The 22,125-nt window shown below is 69.7% G+C and carries 20 protein-coding genes; 8 read left to right on the top strand and 12 right to left on the bottom strand.

Features of this window, described 5'->3' with window-relative positions:
• On the bottom strand, window positions 1-183 hold a 183-nt coding region (locus ACFY9N_RS17220; RefSeq protein ID WP_391480165.1), incomplete at its 3' end, for a hypothetical protein.
• Between the two features lie 697 nt (window positions 184-880).
• Here ACFY9N_RS17220 and ACFY9N_RS17215 point away from each other — a divergent pair.
• From ACFY9N_RS17215 to ACFY9N_RS17205, 3 genes are read left to right on the top strand one after another with little or no spacing between them, the layout of a single operon-like run.
• Window positions 881-2,029: an ROK family protein gene (locus tag ACFY9N_RS17215; protein ID WP_391480163.1), complete on the top strand. Its 1,149-nt coding sequence runs from the start codon at window positions 881-883 to the stop codon at window positions 2,027-2,029.
• 25 nt (window positions 2,030-2,054) lie between these two features.
• Window positions 2,055-2,981 carry a polysaccharide deacetylase family protein gene (locus tag ACFY9N_RS17210; RefSeq protein WP_391480162.1) on the top strand — a complete coding sequence of 309 codons (927 nt, stop codon included), beginning with the start codon at window positions 2,055-2,057 and terminating at the stop codon, window positions 2,979-2,981.
• Window positions 2,978-4,330 carry an MFS transporter gene (locus tag ACFY9N_RS17205; RefSeq protein ID WP_391480161.1) on the top strand — a complete coding sequence of 451 codons (1,353 nt, stop codon included), beginning with the start codon at window positions 2,978-2,980 and terminating at the stop codon, window positions 4,328-4,330. Before ACFY9N_RS17210 ends, ACFY9N_RS17205 begins: the two co-directional genes overlap by 4 nt.
• 194 nt (window positions 4,331-4,524) lie before the next feature.
• Here the strand turns inward: ACFY9N_RS17205 and galE are convergent, their stop codons facing one another.
• The 3 genes from galE to galT all read right to left on the bottom strand — a co-directional run bounded on the left by galE (window position 4,525) and on the right by galT (window position 8,186).
• On the bottom strand, window positions 4,525-5,508 hold the full coding sequence (galE, locus tag ACFY9N_RS17200; RefSeq protein ID WP_391480159.1) for a UDP-glucose 4-epimerase GalE: 984 nt from the start codon (window positions 5,506-5,508) through the stop codon (window positions 4,525-4,527).
• Between the two features lie 156 nt (window positions 5,509-5,664).
• A complete protein-coding gene (galK, locus tag ACFY9N_RS17195; protein ID WP_391480158.1) occupies window positions 5,665-6,915 on the bottom strand; it encodes a galactokinase in 1,251 nt (416 codons plus the stop codon).
• A complete protein-coding gene (galT, locus tag ACFY9N_RS17190; RefSeq protein ID WP_391480172.1) occupies window positions 6,912-8,186 on the bottom strand; it encodes a galactose-1-phosphate uridylyltransferase in 1,275 nt (424 codons plus the stop codon). Before galT ends, galK begins: the two co-directional genes overlap by 4 nt.
• A gap of 99 nt (window positions 8,187-8,285) precedes the next feature.
• Between galT and ACFY9N_RS17185 the strand changes: the two genes are divergently transcribed.
• Window positions 8,286-9,284 (top strand): LacI family DNA-binding transcriptional regulator, encoded by a 999-nt coding sequence (locus ACFY9N_RS17185; RefSeq protein ID WP_391480171.1) that lies wholly within the window; start codon window positions 8,286-8,288, stop codon window positions 9,282-9,284.
• A 4-nt stretch (window positions 9,285-9,288) separates the two neighbouring features.
• Here the strand turns inward: ACFY9N_RS17185 and pgm are convergent, their stop codons facing one another.
• Complete coding sequence (gene pgm, locus ACFY9N_RS17180; RefSeq protein ID WP_391480156.1) at window positions 9,289-10,956, bottom strand: phosphoglucomutase (alpha-D-glucose-1,6-bisphosphate-dependent); 1,668 nt, start codon at window positions 10,954-10,956, stop codon at window positions 9,289-9,291.
• A gap of 68 nt (window positions 10,957-11,024) precedes the next feature.
• Here pgm and pheA point away from each other — a divergent pair, with 68 nt between their 5' ends.
• Window positions 11,025-11,975, top strand: a complete 951-nt coding sequence (gene pheA / locus ACFY9N_RS17175; RefSeq protein WP_391480155.1) for a prephenate dehydratase — start codon at window positions 11,025-11,027, stop codon at window positions 11,973-11,975.
• Window positions 11,976-12,013: 38 nt separating this feature from the next.
• Here pheA and ACFY9N_RS17170 read toward each other — a convergent pair whose 3' ends face one another.
• Together ACFY9N_RS17170 and ACFY9N_RS17165 are read right to left on the bottom strand one after the other, a co-directional pair.
• Window positions 12,014-12,217 (bottom strand): methyltransferase, encoded by a 204-nt coding sequence (locus tag ACFY9N_RS17170; protein WP_391480154.1) that lies wholly within the window; start codon window positions 12,215-12,217, stop codon window positions 12,014-12,016.
• 71 nt (window positions 12,218-12,288) lie between these two features.
• Entirely contained in the window at window positions 12,289-13,329 is a 1,041-nt protein-coding gene (locus ACFY9N_RS17165; protein ID WP_391480152.1) for an LLM class flavin-dependent oxidoreductase, read from the bottom strand.
• Between the two features lie 52 nt (window positions 13,330-13,381).
• Here ACFY9N_RS17165 and ACFY9N_RS17160 point away from each other — a divergent pair, with 52 nt between their 5' ends.
• Window positions 13,382-15,112, top strand: coding sequence for a cation:proton antiporter (locus ACFY9N_RS17160; protein WP_391480151.1), 1,731 nt, complete (start codon window positions 13,382-13,384; stop codon window positions 15,110-15,112).
• Between the two features lie 137 nt (window positions 15,113-15,249).
• On the opposite strand, the gene ACFY9N_RS17155 is transcribed toward ACFY9N_RS17160, so the two are convergent.
• Window positions 15,250-16,665, bottom strand: a complete 1,416-nt coding sequence (locus ACFY9N_RS17155; RefSeq protein ID WP_391480149.1) for a dicarboxylate/amino acid:cation symporter — start codon at window positions 16,663-16,665, stop codon at window positions 15,250-15,252.
• A 162-nt stretch (window positions 16,666-16,827) separates the two neighbouring features.
• Complete coding sequence (locus ACFY9N_RS17150) at window positions 16,828-17,178, bottom strand: hypothetical protein (protein WP_391480148.1); 351 nt, start codon at window positions 17,176-17,178, stop codon at window positions 16,828-16,830.
• A gap of 95 nt (window positions 17,179-17,273) precedes the next feature.
• Here ACFY9N_RS17150 and ACFY9N_RS17145 point away from each other — a divergent pair, with 95 nt between their 5' ends.
• The gene (locus ACFY9N_RS17145; RefSeq protein ID WP_391480146.1) at window positions 17,274-17,648 is read left to right on the top strand and encodes a YbjQ family protein; all 375 of its coding nucleotides are present in this window, start codon (window positions 17,274-17,276) and stop codon (window positions 17,646-17,648) included.
• Between the two features lie 6 nt (window positions 17,649-17,654).
• Here ACFY9N_RS17145 and ACFY9N_RS17140 read toward each other — a convergent pair whose 3' ends face one another.
• Genes ACFY9N_RS17140 through ACFY9N_RS17130 form a run of 3 tightly spaced genes read right to left on the bottom strand, consistent with a single transcriptional unit; the run spans window position 17,655 to window position 19,284 of the window.
• The gene (locus ACFY9N_RS17140; protein ID WP_391480145.1) at window positions 17,655-17,894 is read right to left on the bottom strand and encodes a helix-turn-helix domain-containing protein; all 240 of its coding nucleotides are present in this window, start codon (window positions 17,892-17,894) and stop codon (window positions 17,655-17,657) included.
• Complete coding sequence (locus ACFY9N_RS17135) at window positions 17,891-18,649, bottom strand: hypothetical protein (RefSeq protein WP_391480143.1); 759 nt, start codon at window positions 18,647-18,649, stop codon at window positions 17,891-17,893. The genes ACFY9N_RS17140 and ACFY9N_RS17135 overlap by 4 nt, the downstream gene beginning before the upstream one ends.
• Window positions 18,649-19,284 carry a hypothetical protein gene (locus ACFY9N_RS17130; protein WP_391480142.1) on the bottom strand — a complete coding sequence of 212 codons (636 nt, stop codon included), beginning with the start codon at window positions 19,282-19,284 and terminating at the stop codon, window positions 18,649-18,651. Before ACFY9N_RS17130 ends, ACFY9N_RS17135 begins: the two co-directional genes overlap by 1 nt.
• 211 nt (window positions 19,285-19,495) lie before the next feature.
• On the opposite strand from ACFY9N_RS17130, the gene ACFY9N_RS17125 reads away from it, so the two are divergent.
• A complete protein-coding gene (locus ACFY9N_RS17125; RefSeq protein WP_391480141.1) occupies window positions 19,496-22,024 on the top strand; it encodes an ATP-dependent Clp protease ATP-binding subunit in 2,529 nt (842 codons plus the stop codon).
• Window positions 22,025-22,125 lie beyond the last annotated feature (101 nt).

Below are 22,125 nucleotides of genomic sequence, written 5' to 3'. Positions count from 1 at the left end.
GTGGGACCCCCACCAACGCTGGAGAACACCCCAACCCACCACACGACCCACCACACCATCGAAGAGGCACCGGGTACGCACGAGCACCAGCACCAGCACCAGCACCAGCACCAGCACCAGCACCAGCACCAGCACCAGCACCAGCACCAGCGCCACGGCCACGGCCAGCGCTAGCACCAGCAAACCTCCTGCCTATCGGACGATCCATGCATGACGGTGCGCGGCCACGGCGTGATCGCTCGGCCGTGACCGCTAAAGCGGAACCACCAGTGGCCACAGCAGGACGATCAGTGACCACAGCAGGACCGCCCGTGACTACAGCAGGACCGCCCGTGACTCGCGGCGGAACCACCTGTGACCGCCAGGAACCGCTCGCGACCACGGCTGGGCCGCTCGCGACCACGGCTGGGCCGCTCGGGAACACAGCTGGACCGTTCGGGACCTGGGCTGGACCGTTCGCGAGCTGAGCTGGACCGCCCGCGATCCGCGGCGGAACCATCTACGACCGCTGTGGAACCGCTCGCGACCGCGGCTGAATCACGCGCGACCACGGCAGGACCAGTCGCGAGCGCCGCCGGACCGCAGCACGACCCACCGCAGCACGACCCACCGCAGGACGCTCCACGCAGCGGAGAGTTCTGCATGCATCCGAATGCGACACGAAGTGTCGACCTGCGGGTCTCCGGTATGCCATGCTCGATGGAGCCGATGGGGGAATCGGCACGCATGCCACGCATGCCATGCACAGCATGCGCAGCGAACCACGCACAGCATGCACAGCACAACACCGCACGACACACGCACGACACCACGACATGCACCCACCACGGTACGGGCCGCCGCGGCACCGACCCCGCACAGGAAGACCGACCGGAGCGCGATGAGCAGGCCCCTCGCTGGACCGCAGACACTGTTGCGCTCGATCAACGGGCGCGCGATCCTCGAGACCCTCGCCAGCGAAGGGCCGCAGACGCGCACCGACCTGATGGAGGCGACCGGGCTGTCACGCACCGCCGTGTCGCAGGTGCTGCGCATGCTCGAGACCGCCGGTGCGGTCGCCCCCGACGGCGTCGACCGCAGCGCGCGCGGACCGGCCGCGGGCAAGGTCGGTCTGCATCCGAATCTCGGCTTCGCCGCCGCCGTGCACGTCGACCACCGCGCGGCGCACGTCGTGCTCGTCGACGCGACCGGCGCCATCCGCGCGGAGGCGCACGGCGACTTCCCCCGCAAGGACGACAACGAGACCCGGGTCGCGCACATCGCGTCGCTCATCGATCGCTGCAACGCGACCGTCGCAGGTCCCCTGCACCTCGTCGTGATCGGCGTGCCGGGAATCGTGACCTCCGACGGCAGCATCCGCAACGACCAGGGCCCCGACGGCGGTGCGTTCCGCGCGGCGCTCACCGATCGCCTCGGCTGCCCGGTGCGCATCGAAAACGACGTCAACCTCGCCGCGCTCGCCGAACTCACCGACGGCGCGGGCGCCGAGCTGTCGAGCTTCTCGCTGCTGCTGCTCGACGAGGGGCTCGGAGCGGGAACCGTGATCGATGGTGCCCTGCACCGCGGCTTCTCCGGCGTTGCCGGAGAGGTCATGTACCTGCCGCAGACTCCTCTTCCCGTCGGCGCCCCCGTCGCGAACGACCAGGTCGTCGCCGACCTCGCCCTCATCAACGGCCGCGACCAGCATGCGACCCTCGACGAGCACCTCGACGCCGCAGCCGCCGGAGACGAGGCCGCGATGCAGATGGCGATCGAGCTCGGCAAGCGCCTCGCGCTCGTCGCCGGCAGCATCGGTCTCGTGCTCGACCCCGAAGCGTTCATCCTCAGCGGCCAGGCGGCGCACCCCGTGCTCGTCGACGTGATCCACCAGGTCGCCGAGCAGTACTCGACCCGCCTCCCGCTGCGGTTCGTCGTGTCGAGCTTCGGCCCCGAGGCGCCGCTCGTCGGCGCGGTCGGCGAAGCGGCATCCGCTCTGCGCGCCACGCTCTTCGCCCGCGTCCTCACCACACCCGACAAGCCCGGCCGGTGACCGGCACTCCCGACAGGATCCGACGATGACCGCACCCTCCGACCTCATCGAACGGCTGGGCCACGCGCCCGGCACCCGCGCCATCATCCTCAACGCCGACGACTTCGGCATGTGCCATGCGGCGAATGTCGCGATCGCCGAGCTGCTGGATGCCGGACACGTCGACTCCGCGACGATCATGGTGCCGTGCTCGTGGTCGCCGGAGGCGTTCGCGTTCGCGGCATCCCGCACCGACCTCGACGTCGGCGTGCACCTGGTGCTCACGAGCGAGTGGACCCGCTACCGCTGGCGACCGCTCACGGCCGCCCCGTCGCTCGTCGACGGCGACGGGTTCTTCCCGGTCGACGTCGTGGCGGTGGAGACCCGAGCGGAGTATGACGAGGTCGCCGCCGAGATCGCCGCGCAGCTGCGCACCGCGCTCGACGCGGGCGTCGACGTCACCCACCTCGACAACCACATGGGGTCGGTCTACGGGCTCGCGACCGGTCGCGATTTCCTCGAGCAGGTGTTCGCGCTGGCCGCCGCGAACGGGCTCCCGTTCCGTCTTCCCCGGCACATGGATGGCGCGGAATCGGCTGCCGAGCTGCGCGACAAGCTCGCGCGCGCCGCCGCTGCGGCCGATGCACTCGGTGTCGAGATCATCGACCGGCTGTGGTCGCACCCCTTCGAACTCCTCGGCGAGGGCACGGCGGAGGAGGAGACGTACGAGCAGATGCGCGACGGCTTCCTCGCTCTGCTGCGCGCCGTTCCCGAAGGGATCACCGAGATCTACCTGCATCCGATGGTCGATGGGGAGGAGCTGCGAGCCGCCGTCGACTTCGCCTCGCCCAAGCGCGAATACGAGCGGCAGTTGCTCGCCGATCCCGTCGTGCTCCAGACCATTGAAGACGAAGGCCTCGTACGCATCGGTTGGCGGGAGCTGCGCGACCTGCAGAGAGGAACCGCACGATGACCACCTTCACCGAGCGCCTGCGCGACCGACGCCTCGACTCCGCCCCCACCCGGGCGCAGTCGATCGCCTTCGGCGCCTCCGGGTTCCCGACGCAGCTTATGGCGCAGACCTTCTCCGCGTTCATCGTCTACTTCTACGTGTCGCACCTCGCGGTGCCGGCGGGGTGGGTGGCGGCGGCGATGATCGCCCACGGCATCCTGAATGCGGTGCTCAACCCGTTCGTCGGCGCGATCTCCGACCGACTGCGCACCCCGTGGGGGCGCCGCATCCCGTGGATCGGGCTCGGGATCGTGCCGCTGGTCGTCGCGTTCGCGCTGGTGTGGATGCCGCCGGAGCTGCCCGCCGCGGGCCTCATCGTCTGGTTCCTCGTGGTCGTGGCGGTGTACGACATCGCGTACGTGGTCGTGGTGCTCAACATCTCGGCCCTCTTCCCCGAGATCTTCCGCACCACCGACGAGCGCGCTCGCGGCAACGTGCCTCGCCAGATCTTCGCGATCCTCGGCATGATCCTCGGCACCGCCGGCGCACCTCTGCTCTACGCGTCGCCGATCGGCTGGCCCGGAATGGCGATCGTGCTCGGCGCGGTCTGCCTCGCCTTCCTCGTCTGGTCGTTCGCCGGCGGCATGGTCGAGAGGCGGGTGCCCGAGGCGTCCGTCGCCGCGCCGTTGCCGTTCGGGATGCAGATGCGATACACCTTCGCGAACCGCGCCTTCGTCCCCTACGTGATCGGCTCGCTGTTCATCCAGACGGCGATCGCCGTGATCCTGGCCGCCCTGCCGTTCTACGTGCGCTATTCGCTGGGTGCCCCCGAGGGCGAGGGCAGCATCCTGCTCGGCGCGATCTTCGTGACGGCGATCCCCTCGATCGTGCTGTGGAGCGCGGTCGTGCGCCGCACCAGCCCGCGCACCGCACTGCTGTGGAGCGTCGCCGTGTACGGCCTGTCGGTGCTCGGCTTCCTGGCACCCACCGGTATCCTCGCCGCCGCCCTCGTGGGCGTCGCCGTCGGGATCGGCGTCGGCGGGCTGCTGCAGCTGCTCGAGGTCGTGCTGGCTCAGATCATCGACGAGGATGCCGCGCGCACCGGGCATCGTCGCGAGGGCGCGTACTTCGGCGTGAACGGCTTCATCGTGCGCGGCTCGGTCGTGCTGCAGGCGGTCGTCGCGGCGTGGGTGCTCACGGCATCCGGGTTCGACGCCACGCTCGGCGATGCGCAGCCCGGCACCGTCGACGGCGGCATCCGCCTGATGCTCGCCGTCGTCCCGGTGGGGTTCATCACCCTCGCCTGGATCTGCTTCTTCCTCTACCCCATCCGCTCCCGCGACCTCGCGGCCGACACTCCTGCCGACTGACCCCGCGCCGCCCCCACGCACCCGCTATCCCGTCACCTCCGTATGCCCGCACAAGGGAGCGGGGCACTCCCACCGTCCACGAAACCGGCGGGCGCAGGGATGCCGCCGGCGCGAGCATCGGGAGGGGACCCGCTTGCGGGGAGGGCGCCCGTTCTGCGAGCGAAGGCGGCATCCCTGCGCCCGCCCCACGAGACCTACGAAGACGAAGAGCCCCGCCGAGCCTCCCAGCCCGTGCGCACCATTTCGTCCACCGAGTACCGCATCCGCCAGTCGAGGTCGCGCGCGGCGAGGGTGCCGTCGGCGACGATGCGGTCGGGGTCGCCCGCGCGGCGGGGGCCGATCTCGGGCGTGAAGTCGACGCCGGTGACGCGCACCATCGCGTCCATGATCTGCTTCACGCTGAGGCCGTCGCCCGAGCCGAGGTTGTACGCGGCCTCGATCGGTTCTCCGGCGGCGAGACGCTGGGCGGCGGCGACGTGCGCGGCGGCGATGTCGCCCACGTGCACGTAGTCGCGCACGTTGGTGCCGTCTTCGGTGTCGTAGTCGTCGCCGTTGATGCGCGGCGTGCGTTCGTCGAGCAGTGCCTCGAACACGATCGGGAAGAGGTTGTGCGGGCTCACGTCGTAGACCGTCGGGTCGGCCGATCCGACGACGTTGAAGTAGCGCAGCGAGGTGTGCCGCAGCGGGCGCTCCGACTCGGCCGTGGCGACGGCTTGGTCGCGCAGCAGCCACTCGCCGATGAGCTTCGATTCGCCGTAAGGGCTCGCGGGCTTCTTGGCGGTGTCCTCGACGACGAGCGCGACGTCGGGGGTCCCGTAGACGGCCGCCGATGACGAGAACACGATGTTCGCGACGCCCGCGGCCTCCATCGCCTCGAGGATCACGCGCGTGCCCTCGACGTTCTGCGCGTAGGTGTGCAGCGGGCGCTGCACCGAGACGCCGGCGTACTTGTACCCGGCGACGTGGATGACGCCCTGGGCGTCGTGATCGCGCAGTGCCTTCTCGACGAGCTCGCGGTCGAGAATGCTGCCCTGGACGAACGGCACGCCCTCCGGGACGAACGAGGCGACACCGCTCGACAGGTCGTCGAGCACGACCGGGGTGAGTCCGGCATCCGCGAGGGCGCGGACGACGTGCGAGCCGATGTAGCCGGCGCCGCCGGTGACGATCCAGGACATTGCGTTCCTCTCCGGCCGCGCCTGCCGCGCGACTCCGGGTTCGATTCTCTCAGGCGGATGCTGTGTGCTGCGGCGCCGCCATGATTAGGACTGGCGCCGCCATGATGAAGGGCGCCGCGATGATGAAGGGCGCCGCGATGATGAAGGGCGCCGCCGTCACGCGTCGCGGTGCGCGCCGGCCGCGGGCACGACCGTGAACAGGTGCGGGGCGGTGAAGCCCGCCTCGGCGAACGCGGCGGTCACGGCATCCGACACCGTGGCCACGGCATCCTGCTCGATCAGAGCGATGGCCGCGCCGCCGAAACCGCCACCGGTCATGCGCGCGCCGAGCGCACCGGCGGACAGCGCCGCTTCGACGGCCGTGTCGAGCTCGGCGACCGAGATCTCGAAGTCGTCGCGCATCGAGGCGTGCGAGGCGACCAGCAGATCGCCGATCGCGCGGGCACCCTGCTCGCGCAGTACGCGCACGGTGTCGAGCACGCGCTGGTTCTCGGTGACGATGTGGCGCACGCGGCGGAAGGTCACGTCGTCCATGAGCTCTTCGGCGCGCGGGAGGTCGGCGACCGAGACGTCGCGCAGGCTCGGCACGCCCATGATCTGCGCGCCCAGCTCGCACGAGGCACGGCGCTCGCCGTACCCGCCCGTGGAGTGGGCGTGCTTGACGCGCGTGTCCATGACGAGGATCGCGAGGCCGGCTTCGGCGACGCCGACCGTGACGAGCTGCGCTTCGAGCGAGCGGCAGTCGAGGAAGATCGCGGCATCCGGTTCGCCGAGCATCGACGCCATCTGGTCCATGATGCCGGTGGGCGCGCCGACGGCTTCGTTCTCGGCGCGCCGGCCGACGCGGGCGAGCGCGGTGCGGTCGAGACCGGTGTGCCAGAGATCGTTGAGGGCGGTCGCGGTCGCTCCCTCGATCGCCGCCGACGACGAGAGTCCCGCGCCCACGGGCACGTCGGACGCGATCGCGATGTCGACCCCGCGGAACGCGCCCTCAGGGGCCGCGAGACGCAGCGCCCAGGCGACGCCGAGCGGATACGCCGCCCACTCGGGAACCCCGGATGCTTCGCCACTGGGTCCCTGAGGCTCGTCCCCACTGGGTCCCTGAGGCTCGTCCCCATTGGGTCCCTGAGCCTGTCGAAGGGTCGGGAACAGTCCGTCCAACTCGTCCAGCCCGACCTCGACCGTCTCGTCGGCGAACGTCGAGGCGACGCGGATGCGCGCGTCGTCGCGCAGCCCGACGGCGGCGACTGTGCGGTGCGGGATCGCGAACGGCAGCACGAAGCCCTCGTTGTAGTCGGTGTGCTCGCCGATGAGGTTGACGCGTCCCGGGGCCGACCAGACGCCGTCGGGCGTGCGGTCGGTCAGGTCGGCGAACAGCGCGCGGGCGGCATCCTGAGCGGTGGTCATGCGGGGGTCTCCTCGGAGGTGGTACCGGTGGCGGATGCCGTGCCGGATGCCGTGACTGCGGCATCCGCAGCAGCGATCGCGTCGCGGATGCGGGCCGCCCCCTGCTCGGGGGTGACCTCGGCGGCCCAGGCCCACATCGCGGCCTCGGAGCCGGCGAGGAACTTGAGCTTGTCGGCGGCGCGGCGCGGACTCGTGAGCTGCAGGTGCAGACGCACGGTGTCGCGGCCGACGTTCACCGGGGCCTGGTGCCAGGCGGCGATGTAGGGGGTGGGGGTGTCGTAGAGGGCGTCGACGCCGCGCAGCAGCCGCAGGTAGAGCGGAGCGAGCTCGTCGCGCTCGGCTTCGGTGGTGGCGGCGAAATCGGGCACGTGGCGGTTCGGCATCAGGTGCACCTCGAGGGGCCAGCGCGCGGCGAAGGGCACGAAGGCGGTCCAGTGCTCGCCGCGGAAGACGACCCGCTCGGATGCCTGCTCGAACTCGAGGATGCGCGCGAACAGGTCGGGGGCCGTGCGGTCGATCGAATCGAGAAGCTTCGCCGTGCGCGGGGTGACGTACGGGTACGCGTAGATCTGACCGTGTGGGTGGGGAAGCGTGACGCCGATCGCCTCGCCGCGGTTCTCGAACGGGAAGATCTGCTGGATGCCGGGCAGCTGCGAGAGGGCGGCGGTGCGGTCGGCCCAGGCTTCGATCACGGTGCGGGCGCGGGTGACCGACTGGGTGCCGAACGATCCGGAGTGCTCGGGGCTGAAGCACACGACCTCGCAGCGGCCGACCGACGTGCGCGTGCGGCCGAGTCCGAGGGCGTCGAGGTCGTCGAGGCCGCGCGGGGCGTCGTTCGCCGCGGGGGCGGTGCCGACGGCCTCGGCCAGGGCGGGACCGAACGCGGGGGAGCGGTTCTCGAACACGGCGACGTCGTAGCGCGAGGGCACCTCCGACGGGTTGGTCGGGGTCTGCGGGGCGAGCGGGTCGGCGTCGGCACTGGGCATCATCACGCGGTTCTGCCGGTTGGCGGCGACGGTGATCCAGTCGCCCGTGAGCACGTCCTGCCGCATCGTGGCGGTGGCGGGGCGCGGGTCGAGCGTGCGGGCGTCGACGGCGCGCTCGGCTCCGAGCGTCGTGTCGGGGTCGTCGTAGTAGACGATGTCGCGGCCGTCGGCGAGCAGCGTCGCGCGCTTGACGATGCCGGCGCTCAGGGTCGACGTGCGCAGGTCGGCGACGGCGTGGCCGGTGGATGCGTGGCCGGTGGATGCGTGGCCGGTGGATTCAGGCATGTTCACGTAAACATGGTAGATCCGCGGCCATGATTACGTCAACATGGAGGGGTGACCGATCCCGCCGCCTCTGCCCGCACCCCCTCGGGCCGCGTCTCGATGGCGATGGTCGCCGCCCGTGCCGGGGTCTCGGGGCAGACCGTCTCGCGCGTCGTGAACGACAGCCCGCGCGTCGATCCCGCCACCCGCGCGCGCGTCGAGCAGGCTATGGCCGACCTCGGCTACCGTCCGCACCGTGCCGCCCGCGCGCTGCGCACCGGGCGTTCGCAGACCGTGGGCCTGGTCGTGACGACGCTCGCCACGGTCGGCAACTCGCGGATGCTGCAGGCCACCGCCGAGGCGGCCGCAGACCGCGGGTACGCCCTCACGGTGGTCACGGCGGCCGCGGCATCCGACGGAGACACCGGACTCGACGCCGCCTTCGACCGCCTCGCCGAGCAGGAGGTCGACGGCGCGATCGTGCTGAACGAGGCTTCCGCGCTTGTTCCCGCCGCCGCCCGCCCGGCAGGGCTGCGCCTCGTCGTCGTCGACGCCGTGGCCGATGGTGACCTTCGCGCCGTGCACAGCGACCACGCCGGCGGCGCGGCCGCCGCCACCCGGCACCTCCTCGACCTCGGCCACGAGACGGTGCACCACCTCGCGGGCCCCGCCGACTCCTTCGCCGCCGCCGAGCGCGAACGGGGCTGGCGCGAGACGCTCGTCGCCCACGGCATCCGCCCGCCCGCCGTCGTGCGTGGCGACTGGTCGTCGGACTCGGGGCACGCCGCCGCGGGAGCGCTGGCCGCGGCATCCGCGATCTTCTGCGCGAACGACCAGATGGCGCTCGGACTCGTGCGCGCGCTCGAAGACGCAGGCCGTCACGTGCCGGCGGACGTCGCGGTGGTCGGCTTCGACGACGTGCCGGATGCCGCGAACTACCGCCCGCCGCTCACCACGATCCGCCAGGACTTCACGGCCCTCGCCGACCGCGCGGTCGCCGCGCTCGTCGCCGAGATCGAGGGAATGCCGGATGCGGATGCCGACCTTGACGCGTCGACACCGTCGACGTCGGTCATCCCCACGTCCCTGGTGATCCGCGCCAGCACCGAGGCGCGCTGACGGTCTACGCCCCCAGCGCCGCCGACACCACGGCGCGTGCCTCGGCCTGCACCTCGGCGAGGTGCTCGGGGCCGCGCAGGCTCTCGGCGTACAGCTTGTAGACGTCTTCCGTGCCCGAGGGGCGCGCTGCGAACCACGCGTGCTCGGTCTGCACCTTCAGGCCACCGATCGCCGCACCGTTGCCGGGCGCGTGCGAGAGCTTCGCGGTGATCTCCTCGCCGGCCAGGGTGGTCGCCGACACCGACTCGGGCGCCAGCTTCGCGAGCGTCGCCTTCTGCTCGGGCGTGGCCGGAGCATCCACCCGCTGGTAGGCCGACGCCCCGAACGCCTGCTCGAGCTCGGCGTAGCGCTCCGACGGGGTCTTGCCCGTCACGGCGATGATCTCGGCAGCCAGCAGGCACAGCAGGATGCCGTCCTTGTCGGTCGACCACACCGAGCCGTCGAAGCGCAGGAACGATGCTCCCGCAGACTCCTCGCCGCCGAAGGCGACCGAGCCGTCGAGTAGACCGGGAACGAACCACTTGAACCCGACCGGAACCTCCAGCAGGCGACGGCCGAGCGACTCGGCGACCCGGTCGATGATCATCGACGACACGAGCGTCTTGCCGATCGCGGCATCCCGCGGCCAGTCCGTGCGGTGTGAGAACAGGTAGTCGATCGCGACGGCGAGGTAGTGGTTCGGATTCATGAGACCGGCATCCGGGGTCACGATGCCGTGGCGGTCGGCGTCCGCGTCGTTGCCGGTGAGTACATCGAAGTCGCCCTTCTTGGCGACGAGCGAGGCCATGGCCGAGGGCGACGACGGATCCATGCGGATCTTCTCGTCCCAGTCCAGCGTCATGAAGCGCCACGTCGGGTCGACCTCGGGGTTCACGACGGTGAGGTCGAGGTCGAAGACCTCCTTGATGAGCGCCCAGTACTCGACGGATGCTCCGCCCAACGGGTCGGCGCCGATGCGCACACCGGCACGGCGGATCGCCTCGACGTCGATGATCGAGGCGAGGTCGCGCACGTAGCCGTCGCGGAAGTCGTACGTGCCGATGGTGTCGGCGTCGAGGTCGGCGAAGCGCACGCGCTTGACGCCCTCGAGGTTCGCCTCGATGAGCTTGTTCGCGCGGTCGGCGATCCAGCCGGTCGCGTCGGTGTCGGCCGGGCCGCCGTGCGGCGGATTGTACTTGAACCCGCCGTCGCGGGGCGGGTTGTGCGAGGGGGTCACGACGATGCCGTCGGCGCGGCCGGCGTTGCCGTCCGCTTCCGCCGACCCCTGAGCCTGTCGGAGGGCGCGGTTGTAGGTGAGGATCGCGTGGCTGAGCGCCGGGGTCGGTACCCACGAGTCGCGGGAGTCGACGCGCACGTCGACGCCGTTCGCGACGAGCACCTCGATCGCGCTGCGCTCGGCGGGCAGCGACAGGGCGTGCGTGTCGCGCCCGAGGAAGAGCGGCCCGGTGATGCCCTGGTCCGCGCGGTAGTCGACGATCGCCTGCGTGGTGGCGAGGATGTGCACCTCGTTGAAGCTGCCGCTCAGCGATGACCCGCGATGGCCGCTGGTGCCGAACGCGACGCGCTCCGCCACGACATCCGGGCGCGGGATGCGATCGTAGTAGGCGGCGATCAGCTCGTCGACATCGATGAGGTCACTTTCCTCCGCGGGGAGGCCGGCACGGCTCGTCATGAGATCAGTCTGCACCGATCCGGCCCGCGACGAAACTTCGGGTCGGGGCATTGACGCAGAGGGATAAGGTGAAACGCGTGACCGAACGCCGCACCTACAGCTATCTGGGACCCGCAGGAACCTTCACGGAGGCGGCGCTCGACCAGGTCGCCGAGGCCCGTGGCCAGCAGTGGCGGGCCGTGCACAACGTCGGCGAGGCGCTCGCCGACGTGCTCGAGGGCCGCAGCGACGCCGCGATGATCGCGATCGAGAACTCGATCGAGGGTGGCGTCTCCACCACGCAGGACGCCCTCGCCACACTCCCGGGCCTGCGCATCATCGGCGAGTACCTCGTGAAGGTGAACTTCGTGCTCGTCGCCCCGCGAGGCACGAAGCTCGAGGATGTCTCGGTCATCGCCGCGCACCCGGTCGCCTACGCCCAGTGCCACGGATGGCTCGGTCAGAACATCCCCGCGCACTCGCACGTCCCGGCATCCAGCAACGTCGCCTCGGCGATCGGTGTGCTCGACGGCAGCCTGCCCGCCCAGGCCGCGATCGCCGCCCCCGGCATCGTCAACCACTACGACGTCGACGTGCTCGCCTCCGGCATCGGCGACAACATGAACGCCGTCACCCGCTTCGTGCTCGTCTCGCGGACGACCGCGCCGCCCGCGCCGACCGGCGCCGACAAGACCTCGCTCATCGTCGAGCTGCCGCACGACCACCCGGGGTCCCTCCTCGAGATGCTCGAGCAGTTCTCGACCCGCGGCATCAACCTCTCGCTCATCGAATCCCGCCCGATCGGCGACGAGCTCGGCCGCTACCGCTTCGTCATCGACGCCGACGGCCACATCGAGCACGAACGCATGGCGGATGCGCTGCTCGGCATCCGTCGCTTCAGCCCCCGCGTCGTGTTCCTCGGGTCGTACCCGCGCGCCGATCGTCAGATCGTGCACTACCCGGATCGCTACGCCGACGACGTGTTCGTCGAGGCGCGCGACTGGCTGCGCGGCATCGTCTCCGGAGAGCCCGAGGCCTGAGCGCGCCCCGCGGGAGCCACTCATTGCTCGCGGAACTGTCAGTGCTCGCGGAAGTTCGGCCAGTCGCTGCCGGGAGACATGAGCGAATACAGCGCGCTCTTCGCTACGGTGAGCGACGGGTAGGTGCCGGCCGAGGCATCGGCCCCCGCCATCGTCACCTGGTAGCCGTCGTCGTCATGGCGGATGCTTCCGACCACGCCGTTCCTGCCGTACGCGACCCAGAGCGCGAGTGTGGTGTTCATCGGTGAACTCCTCTCCTGCGCTGAGGTTACGCCCGCGGGGGCCCGTTCGCCAGGCCTCTCGTCGCGCGTGTCTACAGCGCCGCGGCGACGAGCTCCAGGGTCTGCGCGCGACCGGTCGCCGAGTCCGCGGGCTCGGACTCGTAGGCGCCGGCCACGGGGGAGAGCATGACCTCGTCGACGCCCCACCGGCGGGCGAACTCGCGCACCTCGGCGGCGACGGACTCGCCCGTTCCCACGAACCAGCGCGAGCGGGCGGCCTGCACGACCTGGTCGGTCGCGGCATCCGATTCGGCGCCCAGCGCCTCCTCGACCGTTTCGAGCGCGATGAGCGGCTTGTTCAGACGCAGCCGCGACATCATGCGCAACTGCGGCAACGCGCGAGCCTCGGCCTCCTCGACCGTCGGTGACGCGACCGCGTTGACCGTCAGGAACGTGCGCGGGGTTGGGTGCTCCTCGCTCGGCTGGTAGTTGGTGCGGTACAGGTCGAGCGCGCGCTCGAGACCCTCGCCCGAGAAGTGGTTGGCGAACACGTACGGCAGGCCGTGGGATGCCGCGAGCTGCGCCGAGTAGTCGCTCGACCCGAGCAGCCACACCTCGGGGGCGTCGGTCGCCGCCGGCGTCGCGCGCACGGTGTACTCGCCGCCGGAGGTGAAGCGCACGGTCGCGCCCTCGTTCGACACGAGCGCAGCGATGTCCTGCACGTGACGGGGGAACTGCTCGACGTCGCTCGTGACGCCCGAGCCGCGCAGCAGTTGCGTGATCACGGGGTCGCTGCCGGGCGCGCGGCCGAGGCCGAGGTCGATGCGACCAGGAGCGATGGCGGCGAGGGCGGCGAACTGCTCGGCGACGATGAGCGGCGCGTGATTCGGCAGCATGACACCACCCGAGCCGAGCCGGACGCTGGAGGTGCGGGTCGCGGCGGCGGCGATCAGCACCGGGGGAGTGGTGGATGCCACGGCCGGCATGTTGTGGTGCTCGGCGAACCAGTAGCGGCGATAGCCCAGCCGGTCGGCGATCTCGGCGAGCGAGAGCGAGGCACGGATGGCCTCGGCGCTGGTCTGACCGGTGCGCACGGGCACGAGGTCGAGGACGGAGAGTGCGACGTCATTCATCCCCCTCTGCAACCGGCCGGGCGGGTGGGGCATTCCCGATACCCTGGCCAGCATGGATGCCGAGATCTTCTACGTGCTCGTCGGCGCCGTCGTCGTGGCGGCCATCGCGCGCTGGCGCGGCTGGCCCGCACCTCTGCTCGTCACGGTCGTGGCGCTCGCGGTGTCGTTCCTGCCGTTCGTGCCCGAGCTGCGCGCCGACGGACACCTGCTGCTGAACCTCGTTCTGCCGCCGCTGCTGTACTCGGCGGCGCTCGACGTGTCGTTCGTCGGGTTCAAACGCAGCCTGCCGCAGATCCGCCGCCTCGGCATCTGGCTGGTGCTCATCACGGCGCTCGCCGTCGGTCTCGTCGCGTGGTGGATCTTCCCCGACCTCGGCCTGGCCGGCGCCTTGCTGCTCGGGGCGATCGTGTCTCCGCCCGACGCGGTGTCGGCCGCCGCGATCGGCCGCAAGCTCGGCCTGCCGCGCCGCATCATGACCGTGCTCTCGGGTGAGAGCCTCATCAACGACGCGACCTCGCTGACGCTGTACCGCGTGTTCGCCGCGATCCTCGCGGGCGCCACGGTGACCGTGTGGGGCGGCATCTGGCAGTTCGTCGTGGCCGTCGTGGTCGGCGTGGGTATCGGTCTCGTCTTCGGCGTCGCGCTACATCAGCTGCGCATGCGTATCACCGACCCTGTCGTGATCGGTACCTTCGGTCTGCTCGCGCCCTTCGGCGCCTACGCGATCGCGGAGCACCTGAACGGCTCGGGTGTGCTCGCCGTCGTCGCGATGGGCCTCTACGTCGGCTTCAACGCCCCGCGCACCGATTACACGACCCGCCAGCAGGAGAAGCCGATCTGGCTCTCCGCCGACTTCCTGCTCGAGAGCTTCGTGTTCGCGTACATCGGGCTGCAATTGCCGCGCGTGGTCAGCGACCTGGGGGCCGAGTCGATCGGCGAGATCCTGCTGCTGTCGGGCGTCGTGCTCGTGGTGGTGCTCGTCGTGCGCCCCCTCTACATCTATCCGGTGAGCGCGTGGGCGAACTTCCAGGACCGCAAGCGCCTGGAGCGCTGGGACCGCGGGGTCGAGTCCGGCGAGTTCCAGAAGCGGCAGAAGCAGTCCCGGCGATGGAGCCAGTACACCCCCGACGAGCTGCGCAGCCAGATCGTCCGCGACCGGATGGCCGGACTCCAGCTGAGCTGGAAGGACAACGCCGTGATCTCGTGGGCGGGCATGCGCGGCGTGGTGACGCTCGCGACCGCGCTCGCCGCGGCGGATCTCGCGACCCTCGATTCCCAGGCCTCGCACGCGATCGTCGTGGTCGCGTTCGTCGTGACCGTCGGCACGCTGCTGCTGCAGGGGCTCACGCTGCCGATGCTGATCCGCCGCCTCGGCATCGCCAGCGACGTCGATCATGCCGAGGACGAGAAGGCGCTCGCCGCGGTGAAGGAGAAGAGCCGTACGGCCGGAAAGGCGTTCCTCGCCGAGAAGCGCGTCGAGTGGGAGCAGAAGTACGGCGAGGTCGACCTGTCGATCTTCGACGCCTTCGCGAAGCGCATGACCCGCGTCGAGAAGGACACCGACGAAGCGCAGGAGGTCGAGGACTCGGTCGCCAAGCCCTCGTACGACGACCTTGTCGCCCTGTCGAAGGGGTGGTTGCAGGTGCGCCGAGAGATCCTGCTCGAGGAGCGCGACCGGGGCAACCTCGACGAGGAGGTCATGCGCGAGTTGATCGCGGCGATGGATGCCGAGGAGCTCGCCATGGACACCCGCGGGGCGACCCGTCCGGGCGAGCGCGCGTAGCGGCATCCGCGCCCAGGCATCCGCTCGCAGGCATTCGCGACCTCGGCTCGCGGATGGATGCTGCGACGCACGCACCGGTAACGAGAAGAGCGCCCCGCCCTGGGAGGGGCGAGGCGCTCTTGCACGAGGCGAGCGGGTCAGCGCGTGGCTGCGGGCTCCGGGGCGGCATCCGCCTCGGGGGCGTCGTCGTCATCGTCCTCGGCGAAGGGCAGGCCCGCGCGCGGCGCGTTGTACAGATCCTCGTTCAGGATGCCTTCGCGCTTGGCGACGATCGTCGGGATGAGCGCCTGGCCCGCGACGTTGACCGCGGTGCGACCCATGTCGAGGATGGGGTCGATCGCGAGCAGCAGTCCGACGCCCTCGAGCGGCAGGCCGAGCGTCGACAGCGTGAGCGTCAGCATGACGACCGCGCCGGTGGTGCCGGCGGTGGCCGCCGAGCCGACGACCGAGACGATCACGATGAGCAGGTACTGCACGAAGTTCAGCTCGATGCCGAAGAACTGCGCGACGAAGATCGCGGCGATGGCCGGGTAGATCGCGGCGCAACCGTCCATCTTGGTCGTCGCACCGAAGGGCACCGCGAACGAGGCGTACGAGCGGGGCACGCCGAGGTTGCGCTCGGTGACGCGCTCGGTGAGGGGCAGCGTGCCGATCGACGAGCGGCTGACGAACGCCAGCTGCACGGCGGGCCAGACGCCCGAGAAGTACTGCTTGATCGACAGGCCGTGCGTCTTCACGAGCACGGGGTAGACGACGAAGAGCACGAGCGCGAGGCCGATGTAGATCGCGATCGCGAACCAGCCCAGCGAGGCGAGCTTCTCCCAGCCGTACTTGATGACCGCGGCGCCGATGAGCCCGAACGTGCCGATCGGGGCGATGCGGATGATCCACCACAGCACGCGCTGGATGACCTTGAGCAGCGACTCGGTGAAGACGAGGAACGGCTCGGCCTTCTTGCCGGCCTTGAGGGCGGCGATGCCGACGACGGCGGCGACGACGATGACCTGCAGGATGTTGAAGCTGACGCTCGACGAGACGGCGCCGGCTTCGGCGTCGAACGAGCTGCTCACGCCGATGCCGAGGAAGTTCTGCGGGATGAGGCCCAGCAGGAAGTTCCACCACGTGCCGACCGTGTAGGGCTCGCCGGGCTCGAGGCCCTCGCCCGCGCGGGCGCCGGGCTGGATGACGAGGCCGAGCACGATGCCGATGACGACGGCGATGAACGCGGTGATCGCGAACCACAGCAGCGTCTGACCGGCGAGGCGGGCGGCGTTCTGCACGCGACGCAGGTTCGAGATGCTCGCCACGATGGCGGTGAAGATGAGGGGCACGACGGCGGCGCGCAGCAGCGTGACGTACGAGCTGCCGATCGTGTCGAGGGTGGCCGAGAGGCCGTTCGGGTTCTCGGCGGTGGCGCCGAGCTGACGGCCGATGAGGCCGGCGGCGATGCCGAGGACGAGGGCGGCGAGGATCTGGAAGCCGAACGAGGTCAGCAGCTTCCGGATCGGTCCGCGGGTGTCAGGCGCCTTCGGCGCGCGAGCGGTGGTACTCATTGCGGGGGAACTCCAGAACAGATTGCGGCGTGCCGATATACAAGCCAGAACGTTCAACGCTAGGCCCGCCTGGGAATTCCCTGGGGGAAATGACGAAGGATGACGGATGCCGCAGCATCCGCCATCCTTCGATGTCGTTCCGACCGGAGCCGGGGCGGAGGATTACTCCTCTTCCATTCCCATGCACTCGCTCATGTTGTCCTGCAGGATCTGGGTGGTCAGGGCCTTGTCGGCCTCGTTCGCCTGCTTGTCCTCGCCGTTGGCGAGGAAGTTGAGCGTCTCGTTGCTGAGCTCCGAGTCCACGAGGTAACCGGCGAAGCAGGAGGCCGCGTCGGCGTTGAAGATCTCGGACTGTCCGGCGTCTTCGAAGTACTTGGTGAGTCCGTCGGCGACCTGAGCCTCCGAGGGACGGCTCGCGCCACCGCAAGCGGCGAGCGAGAGGGCGAGCGCCGCGGCGGGCAGGGCCAGCAGCAGGCGGGAGCGGGTACGCAGTTTCCGGTCGAAGTTCATCATGACGTCAGGTTATCGGCTCTCAGCCCATTGATAGGAACATCATGATGGGGATATCTCCCCATCATGATTTCTGGTACGGGTGCGACGATGTCTACATGTTCATGGTGACGACCAACGATATTCCGGGTTACCGGATCACCCAGGTGCTCGGAGAGGTCATGGGACTGACCGTGCGCTCGACCGATTTCGGGCAGGGGTTCGCCGCGGGCTTCCGCTCGCTGGGCGGCGGCGAGATCCCCGAGTACACCCAGGTCATGTACGAGGCGCGGCAGGTCGTGATGGGTCGCATGTGGGCCGAGGCGCAGCAGCGCGGCGGCAACGCGATCGTCGCGATGCGTTTCGACGCCGGGTCCATCCAGAACTTCACCGAGATCTGCGCCTACGGCACCGCGGTCGTCGTCGAGCCCCTCACTCCGCCGCAGCCCGCCCCGCCCCAGCCGCCCCAGCCGCCCCAGACGCCCCAGTTCTGAGCGAGGTCAGGATCGCTCGGCCAGCACCAGCAGCTCGCCGACCTCGCAGTCGAGGGCGTCGCAGATCGCGCGGAGCGTCGAATAGCGGATGGCGCGGGCGCGGTCGTTCTTGAGCACCGACAGGTTGACGATGCTGACGCCCACGCGCGCGCTGAGCTCGGTGAGCGTCATGCCACGGTCGGCGAGCAACTCGTCGAGACGGCAGTGGATGCCGGTGAGCTCGTCGTCGCTCTCGGCCGGAGTCATACGAGGCCCTCGGTTTCCTTCTGCAGGGCGGCGTTCTCGCGCTGCAGGCGCATGCCCTGTCGGAACACCGCGGCGAGGGCGATGAGCGCGAGCGCCGCGACGACCGGGAAGGGCGTCACCGTGATCTGGAAGGTGTGGGGGTACAGATCGTGGTCGATGGGGAGAACCGATCGCAGCGCGACGGTGGCGGCGATACCGGGAAGCACGTCGTTCGCGATCCCCAGCACCACGGCCACGATGGCTCCGCCGATGAGGGTGCGAGTGATCGTGCGAGTGAACGGGCGGCCGCGGAGCGTCTGGAAGCAGATCACCGCAATGAGCACAGCGGGGATCGTGGAGTAGAGCACGGCGACGGCCTGAGCTGCGGCGGACAGTGCCCGGACGTCGACGCTCGGCTGCGAGATCGTGATGTCGGATGCCGAGGCGCTCGCACACCAGAGCAGCGGTCCCGCGTCGCCGGAAGTGAGTTCGCCCGTGCGGCAGGGGAGATTCTCCGACCACGCGACGTTCATCGGGGCACCCGCGACCTCCGCGAAATCGGCCGTGAAGGCCTTGATCAGCACGAAGACGAGTCCGATCGCCGAGAGGATCGTCCACCAGGAACTGAGCGTCAGCGCGACGTCGAGCGCGAGGGTCCTGCTGCCCCGGCGGCGACCGACGAGGACGACGACTGCGCTGACCGCGGCGATGGTGAGAAGGCCGACGCTCAACCAGAGCAGAGAGGTTCCGAGTTCGGAAGCGGCGAAAGCGAACATCAGACGAGGCCCTCCGTCTCCTTCTCGAGCGCCGCCTTCTCGCGTTGCAGGCGGTCGCCGACGCTGAAGGCGGTCGCGATGACAGCGACGACGAACGCGGCGAGCACCCAGGTGAACGGCTCGACGGTGAGAACCGCGGTCGCGAGCCGATTGTCGGTCATCAGCGAGACGGTGGCGTTCGCGAGCATGTTGTCGAAGAACCGCACGGCCGCGAAGCCGATGAGACCGGTGAGGCCGGCGACCGTGACGAGCGCGGTGTTGCGTCGGCTGAACACCTGTCCGCCCAGGATGCTTCGAGACAGCAGTAGCAAGCATCCGACGACCGTCACGACCGTGACGATCAATGCGAGCTGGCCCAGGATGCCGGGCACGATCGCGATCGCCGTGAGCTGCGGCGCGACCAGCACGCCGCTGTCGAGCTCGACGGGCACGGTCGCCGAGCCGTCGGTGAGTGCGACGTCGGACACCCCGTCGACGAACTCGAGGCTCACAGGCACGCTCGTGCCGCCTGCGAGCACGATGATGCGCATCACGGCGCTGACACCGATCCAAGCGGCGATCGCGAAACCCGCGATCGAGAAGGCGGCGATCGACCATCGGTCGCCGCGCGTCGGCGCGTTCTCCGAGGTGCTCATGTCCACTCCTTATCGATGATCGTTGTTATCGATTCCCGTTAACATATCGACTCTCGATAAGACAGTCAACCCTTCCACGCATCCGACCCCGTCACCCGGGGTCACCGCACTATGCCGACGGCGAACACGGGCATACACGGCATCCGCGGTCGTTACTCTCGGTATACAAGCGCTCGCACCCACACTGATCGTGCGATCCAAGGAGTTGACAATGTTCGAGAGATTCACCGACCGAGCCCGTCGTGTGGTCGTCCTCGCCCAAGAAGAGGCGAAGATGCTCAACCACAACTACATCGGTACCGAGCACATCCTGCTCGGCCTCATCCACGAAGGCGAGGGCGTCGCCGCCAAGGCGCTGGAGTCCCTCGGCATCTCCCTCGACGCCGTGCGCGAGCAGGTGCAGGACATCATCGGCCAGGGCCAGCAGCAGCCGACCGGCCACATCCCCTTCACCCCCCGCGCAAAGAAGGTGCTCGAGCTCAGCCTCCGCGAGGCCCTGCAGCTCGGCCACAACTACATCGGCACCGAGCACATCCTGCTCGGCCTCATCCGCGAGGGCGAGGGCGTCGCCGCGCAGGTGCTCGTCAAGCTCGGCGCCGACCTCAACAAGGTGCGCCAGCAGGTCATCCAGCTGCTCTCGGGTGCCCCGGGCCGCGAGCCGGCTGCCGTCGGCGCGCAGAGCAACGACACTCCGAGCGCCCAGGGCGGCTCGCAGGTGCTCGACCAGTTCGGACGCAACCTCACGCAGGCCGCCCGCGACAACAAGCTCGACCCGGTCATCGGTCGCGAGAAGGAAGCCGAGCGGGTCATGCAGATCCTCTCGCGCCGCTCGAAGAACAACCCGGTGCTGATCGGCGAGCCCGGCGTCGGCAAGACCGCCGTCGTCGAGGGCCTCGCGCAGGCCATCGTCAAGGGCGATGTGCCCGAGACGCTGAAGGACAAGCAGCTGTACTCGCTCGACCTCGGCTCGCTCATCGCCGGTTCCCGCTACCGCGGTGACTTCGAGGAGCGTCTGAAGAAGGTCACCAAGGAGATCCGCACGCGCGGCGACATCATCGTCTTCATCGACGAGATCCACACGCTTGTGGGTGCGGGTGCCGCCGAGGGTGCGATCGATGCGGCCAGCATCCTCAAGCCGCTCCTCGCCCGCGGTGAGCTCCAGACCATCGGTGCCACCACGCTCGACGAGTACCGCAAGCACTTCGAGAAGGATGCCGCGCTCGAGCGCCGCTTCCAGCCGGTGCAGGTCAACGAGCCGAGCCTGCCGCACGCGATCAACATCCTCAAGGGTCTGCGCGACCGCTACGAGGCGCACCACAAGGTGCAGATCACGGACGGCGCGATCGTCGCGGCGGCGAACCTCGCCGACCGTTACGTCTCCGACCGCTTCCTGCCCGACAAGGCCATCGACCTGATCGACGAGGCCGGCGCACGCCTGCGTCTGTCGATCCTGTCGAGCCCGCCCGAGCTGCGCGAGTTCGACGAGAAGATCGCCAAGGTGCGCGAGCAGAAGGAAGTCGCCAGCGAAGAGCAGGACTTCGAGAAGGCCGCCGCCCTGCGCGACGAGGAGAAGAGCCTCCTCGCCGAGCGCCTGCGCCTCGAGAAGCAGTGGCGTGCGGGCGACGTCGCCACCAGCGCGGTCGTCGACGAGGGTCTGATCGCCGAGGTGCTCGCACAGGCCACCGGCATCCCCGTCTTCAAGCTCACCGAAGAGGAGTCCTCGCGTCTCGTCTTCATGGAGAAGGCCCTGCACCAGCGCGTCATCGGTCAGGAAGAGGCCATCGCCGCCCTGTCGAAGACGATCCGTCGTCAGCGCGCCGGCCTCAAGGACCCGAAGCGTCCGTCGGGCTCGTTCATCTTCGCCGGCCCCACGGGTGTCGGAAAGACCGAGCTCGCCAAGGCGCTCGCCGAGTTCCTGTTCGACGACGAAGCGGCCCTCATCTCGCTCGACATGAGCGAGTTCGGGGAGAAGCACACCGTCTCGCGTCTGTTCGGTGCCCCTCCCGGGTTCGTCGGATTCGAAGAGGGTGGCCAGCTCACCGAGAAGGTGCGCCGCAAGCCGTTCAGCGTGGTTCTCTTCGACGAGATCGAGAAGGCCCACCCCGACATCTTCAACTCGCTGCTGCAGATCCTCGAAGAGGGTCGCCTCACCGATGGTCAGGGTCGGATCGTGGACTTCAAGAACACGGTCATCATCATGACCACCAACCTGGGTGCGCGCGACATCGCGGGCGGCCCGGTCGGGTTCCAGATCGAGGGCAGCAACGCGACCAGCTACGAGCGGATGAAGGGCAAGGTGAACGAAGAGCTCAAGCGGCACTTCAAGCCCGAGTTCCTCAACCGTGTCGACGACATCATCGTGTTCCCGCAGCTCAACAAGGAGGAGCTGGTGCAGATCGTCGATCTGTTCACCAAGCGTCTCAGCGAGCGGCTGCTCGACCGCGACATGACGATCGAGCTGTCGCAGGCCGCCAAGGAGCGTCTCATCGAGATCGGGTTCGACCCGGCCCTCGGCGCCCGCCCGCTGCGTCGCGCGATGCAGCACGAGGTCGAGGACCGCCTGTCGGAGAAGATCCTGCACGGCGAGCTCGACTCCGGCGACCACGTGAAGGTCGACGCGAAGGACGGCGAGTTCCTGTTCGAGCACGGCCCCCGCGAGGGTGGTCCGGTCTCGGTCGGCGTGAACACCGGCGGCGACATCTCCGGCACCCCCGACCTGGCCATCGCCAGCGGGGAGTGACCCCACTCCTCGGTTCCTGAGCGAGCGGAGCGAGACGAAGGAGGGGCGGATGCTTCGGCATCCGCCCCTTTCCTGTGTCCGCCTCAAGGCCGCGGGCCGGA

The organism is Microbacterium sp. NPDC008134 (assembly GCF_042957055.1).
In the GTDB taxonomy this organism is placed as follows: domain Bacteria; phylum Actinomycetota; class Actinomycetes; order Actinomycetales; family Microbacteriaceae; genus Microbacterium.
Note: the sequence above shows the minus strand (reverse complement) of the source record. Positions and strands in the feature narration are given on the sequence as shown.

What these genes read in the sequence shown, in the direction of transcription:
- ACFY9N_RS17130 (WP_391480142.1), bottom strand. Translation starts at nt 19,284, where the DNA reads ATGAGCACCTCGGAGAACGCGCCGACGCGCGGCGACCGATGGTCGATC.
- ACFY9N_RS17165 (WP_391480152.1), bottom strand. Translation starts at nt 13,329, where the DNA reads ATGAATGACGTCGCACTCTCCGTCCTCGACCTCGTGCCCGTGCGCACC.
- galT (WP_391480172.1), bottom strand. Translation starts at nt 8,186, where the DNA reads ATGCCTGAATCCACCGGCCACGCATCCACCGGCCACGCATCCACCGGC.
- ACFY9N_RS17160 (WP_391480151.1), top strand. Translation starts at nt 13,382, where the DNA reads ATGGATGCCGAGATCTTCTACGTGCTCGTCGGCGCCGTCGTCGTGGCG.
- ACFY9N_RS17135 (WP_391480143.1), bottom strand. Translation starts at nt 18,649, where the DNA reads ATGTTCGCTTTCGCCGCTTCCGAACTCGGAACCTCTCTGCTCTGGTTG.
- ACFY9N_RS17210 (WP_391480162.1), top strand. Translation starts at nt 2,055, where the DNA reads ATGACCGCACCCTCCGACCTCATCGAACGGCTGGGCCACGCGCCCGGC.
- ACFY9N_RS17215 (WP_391480163.1), top strand. Translation starts at nt 881, where the DNA reads ATGAGCAGGCCCCTCGCTGGACCGCAGACACTGTTGCGCTCGATCAAC.
- pgm (WP_391480156.1), bottom strand. Translation starts at nt 10,956, where the DNA reads ATGACGAGCCGTGCCGGCCTCCCCGCGGAGGAAAGTGACCTCATCGAT.
- galE (WP_391480159.1), bottom strand. Translation starts at nt 5,508, where the DNA reads ATGTCCTGGATCGTCACCGGCGGCGCCGGCTACATCGGCTCGCACGTC.
- ACFY9N_RS17125 (WP_391480141.1), top strand. Translation starts at nt 19,496, where the DNA reads ATGTTCGAGAGATTCACCGACCGAGCCCGTCGTGTGGTCGTCCTCGCC.
- ACFY9N_RS17155 (WP_391480149.1), bottom strand. Translation starts at nt 16,665, where the DNA reads ATGAGTACCACCGCTCGCGCGCCGAAGGCGCCTGACACCCGCGGACCG.
- ACFY9N_RS17185 (WP_391480171.1), top strand. Translation starts at nt 8,286, where the DNA reads ATGGCGATGGTCGCCGCCCGTGCCGGGGTCTCGGGGCAGACCGTCTCG.
- ACFY9N_RS17145 (WP_391480146.1), top strand. Translation starts at nt 17,274, where the DNA reads ATGTTCATGGTGACGACCAACGATATTCCGGGTTACCGGATCACCCAG.
- galK (WP_391480158.1), bottom strand. Translation starts at nt 6,915, where the DNA reads ATGACCACCGCTCAGGATGCCGCCCGCGCGCTGTTCGCCGACCTGACC.
- ACFY9N_RS17150 (WP_391480148.1), bottom strand. Translation starts at nt 17,178, where the DNA reads ATGATGAACTTCGACCGGAAACTGCGTACCCGCTCCCGCCTGCTGCTG.
- ACFY9N_RS17170 (WP_391480154.1), bottom strand. Translation starts at nt 12,217, where the DNA reads ATGAACACCACACTCGCGCTCTGGGTCGCGTACGGCAGGAACGGCGTG.
- ACFY9N_RS17205 (WP_391480161.1), top strand. Translation starts at nt 2,978, where the DNA reads ATGACCACCTTCACCGAGCGCCTGCGCGACCGACGCCTCGACTCCGCC.
- ACFY9N_RS17140 (WP_391480145.1), bottom strand. Translation starts at nt 17,894, where the DNA reads ATGACTCCGGCCGAGAGCGACGACGAGCTCACCGGCATCCACTGCCGT.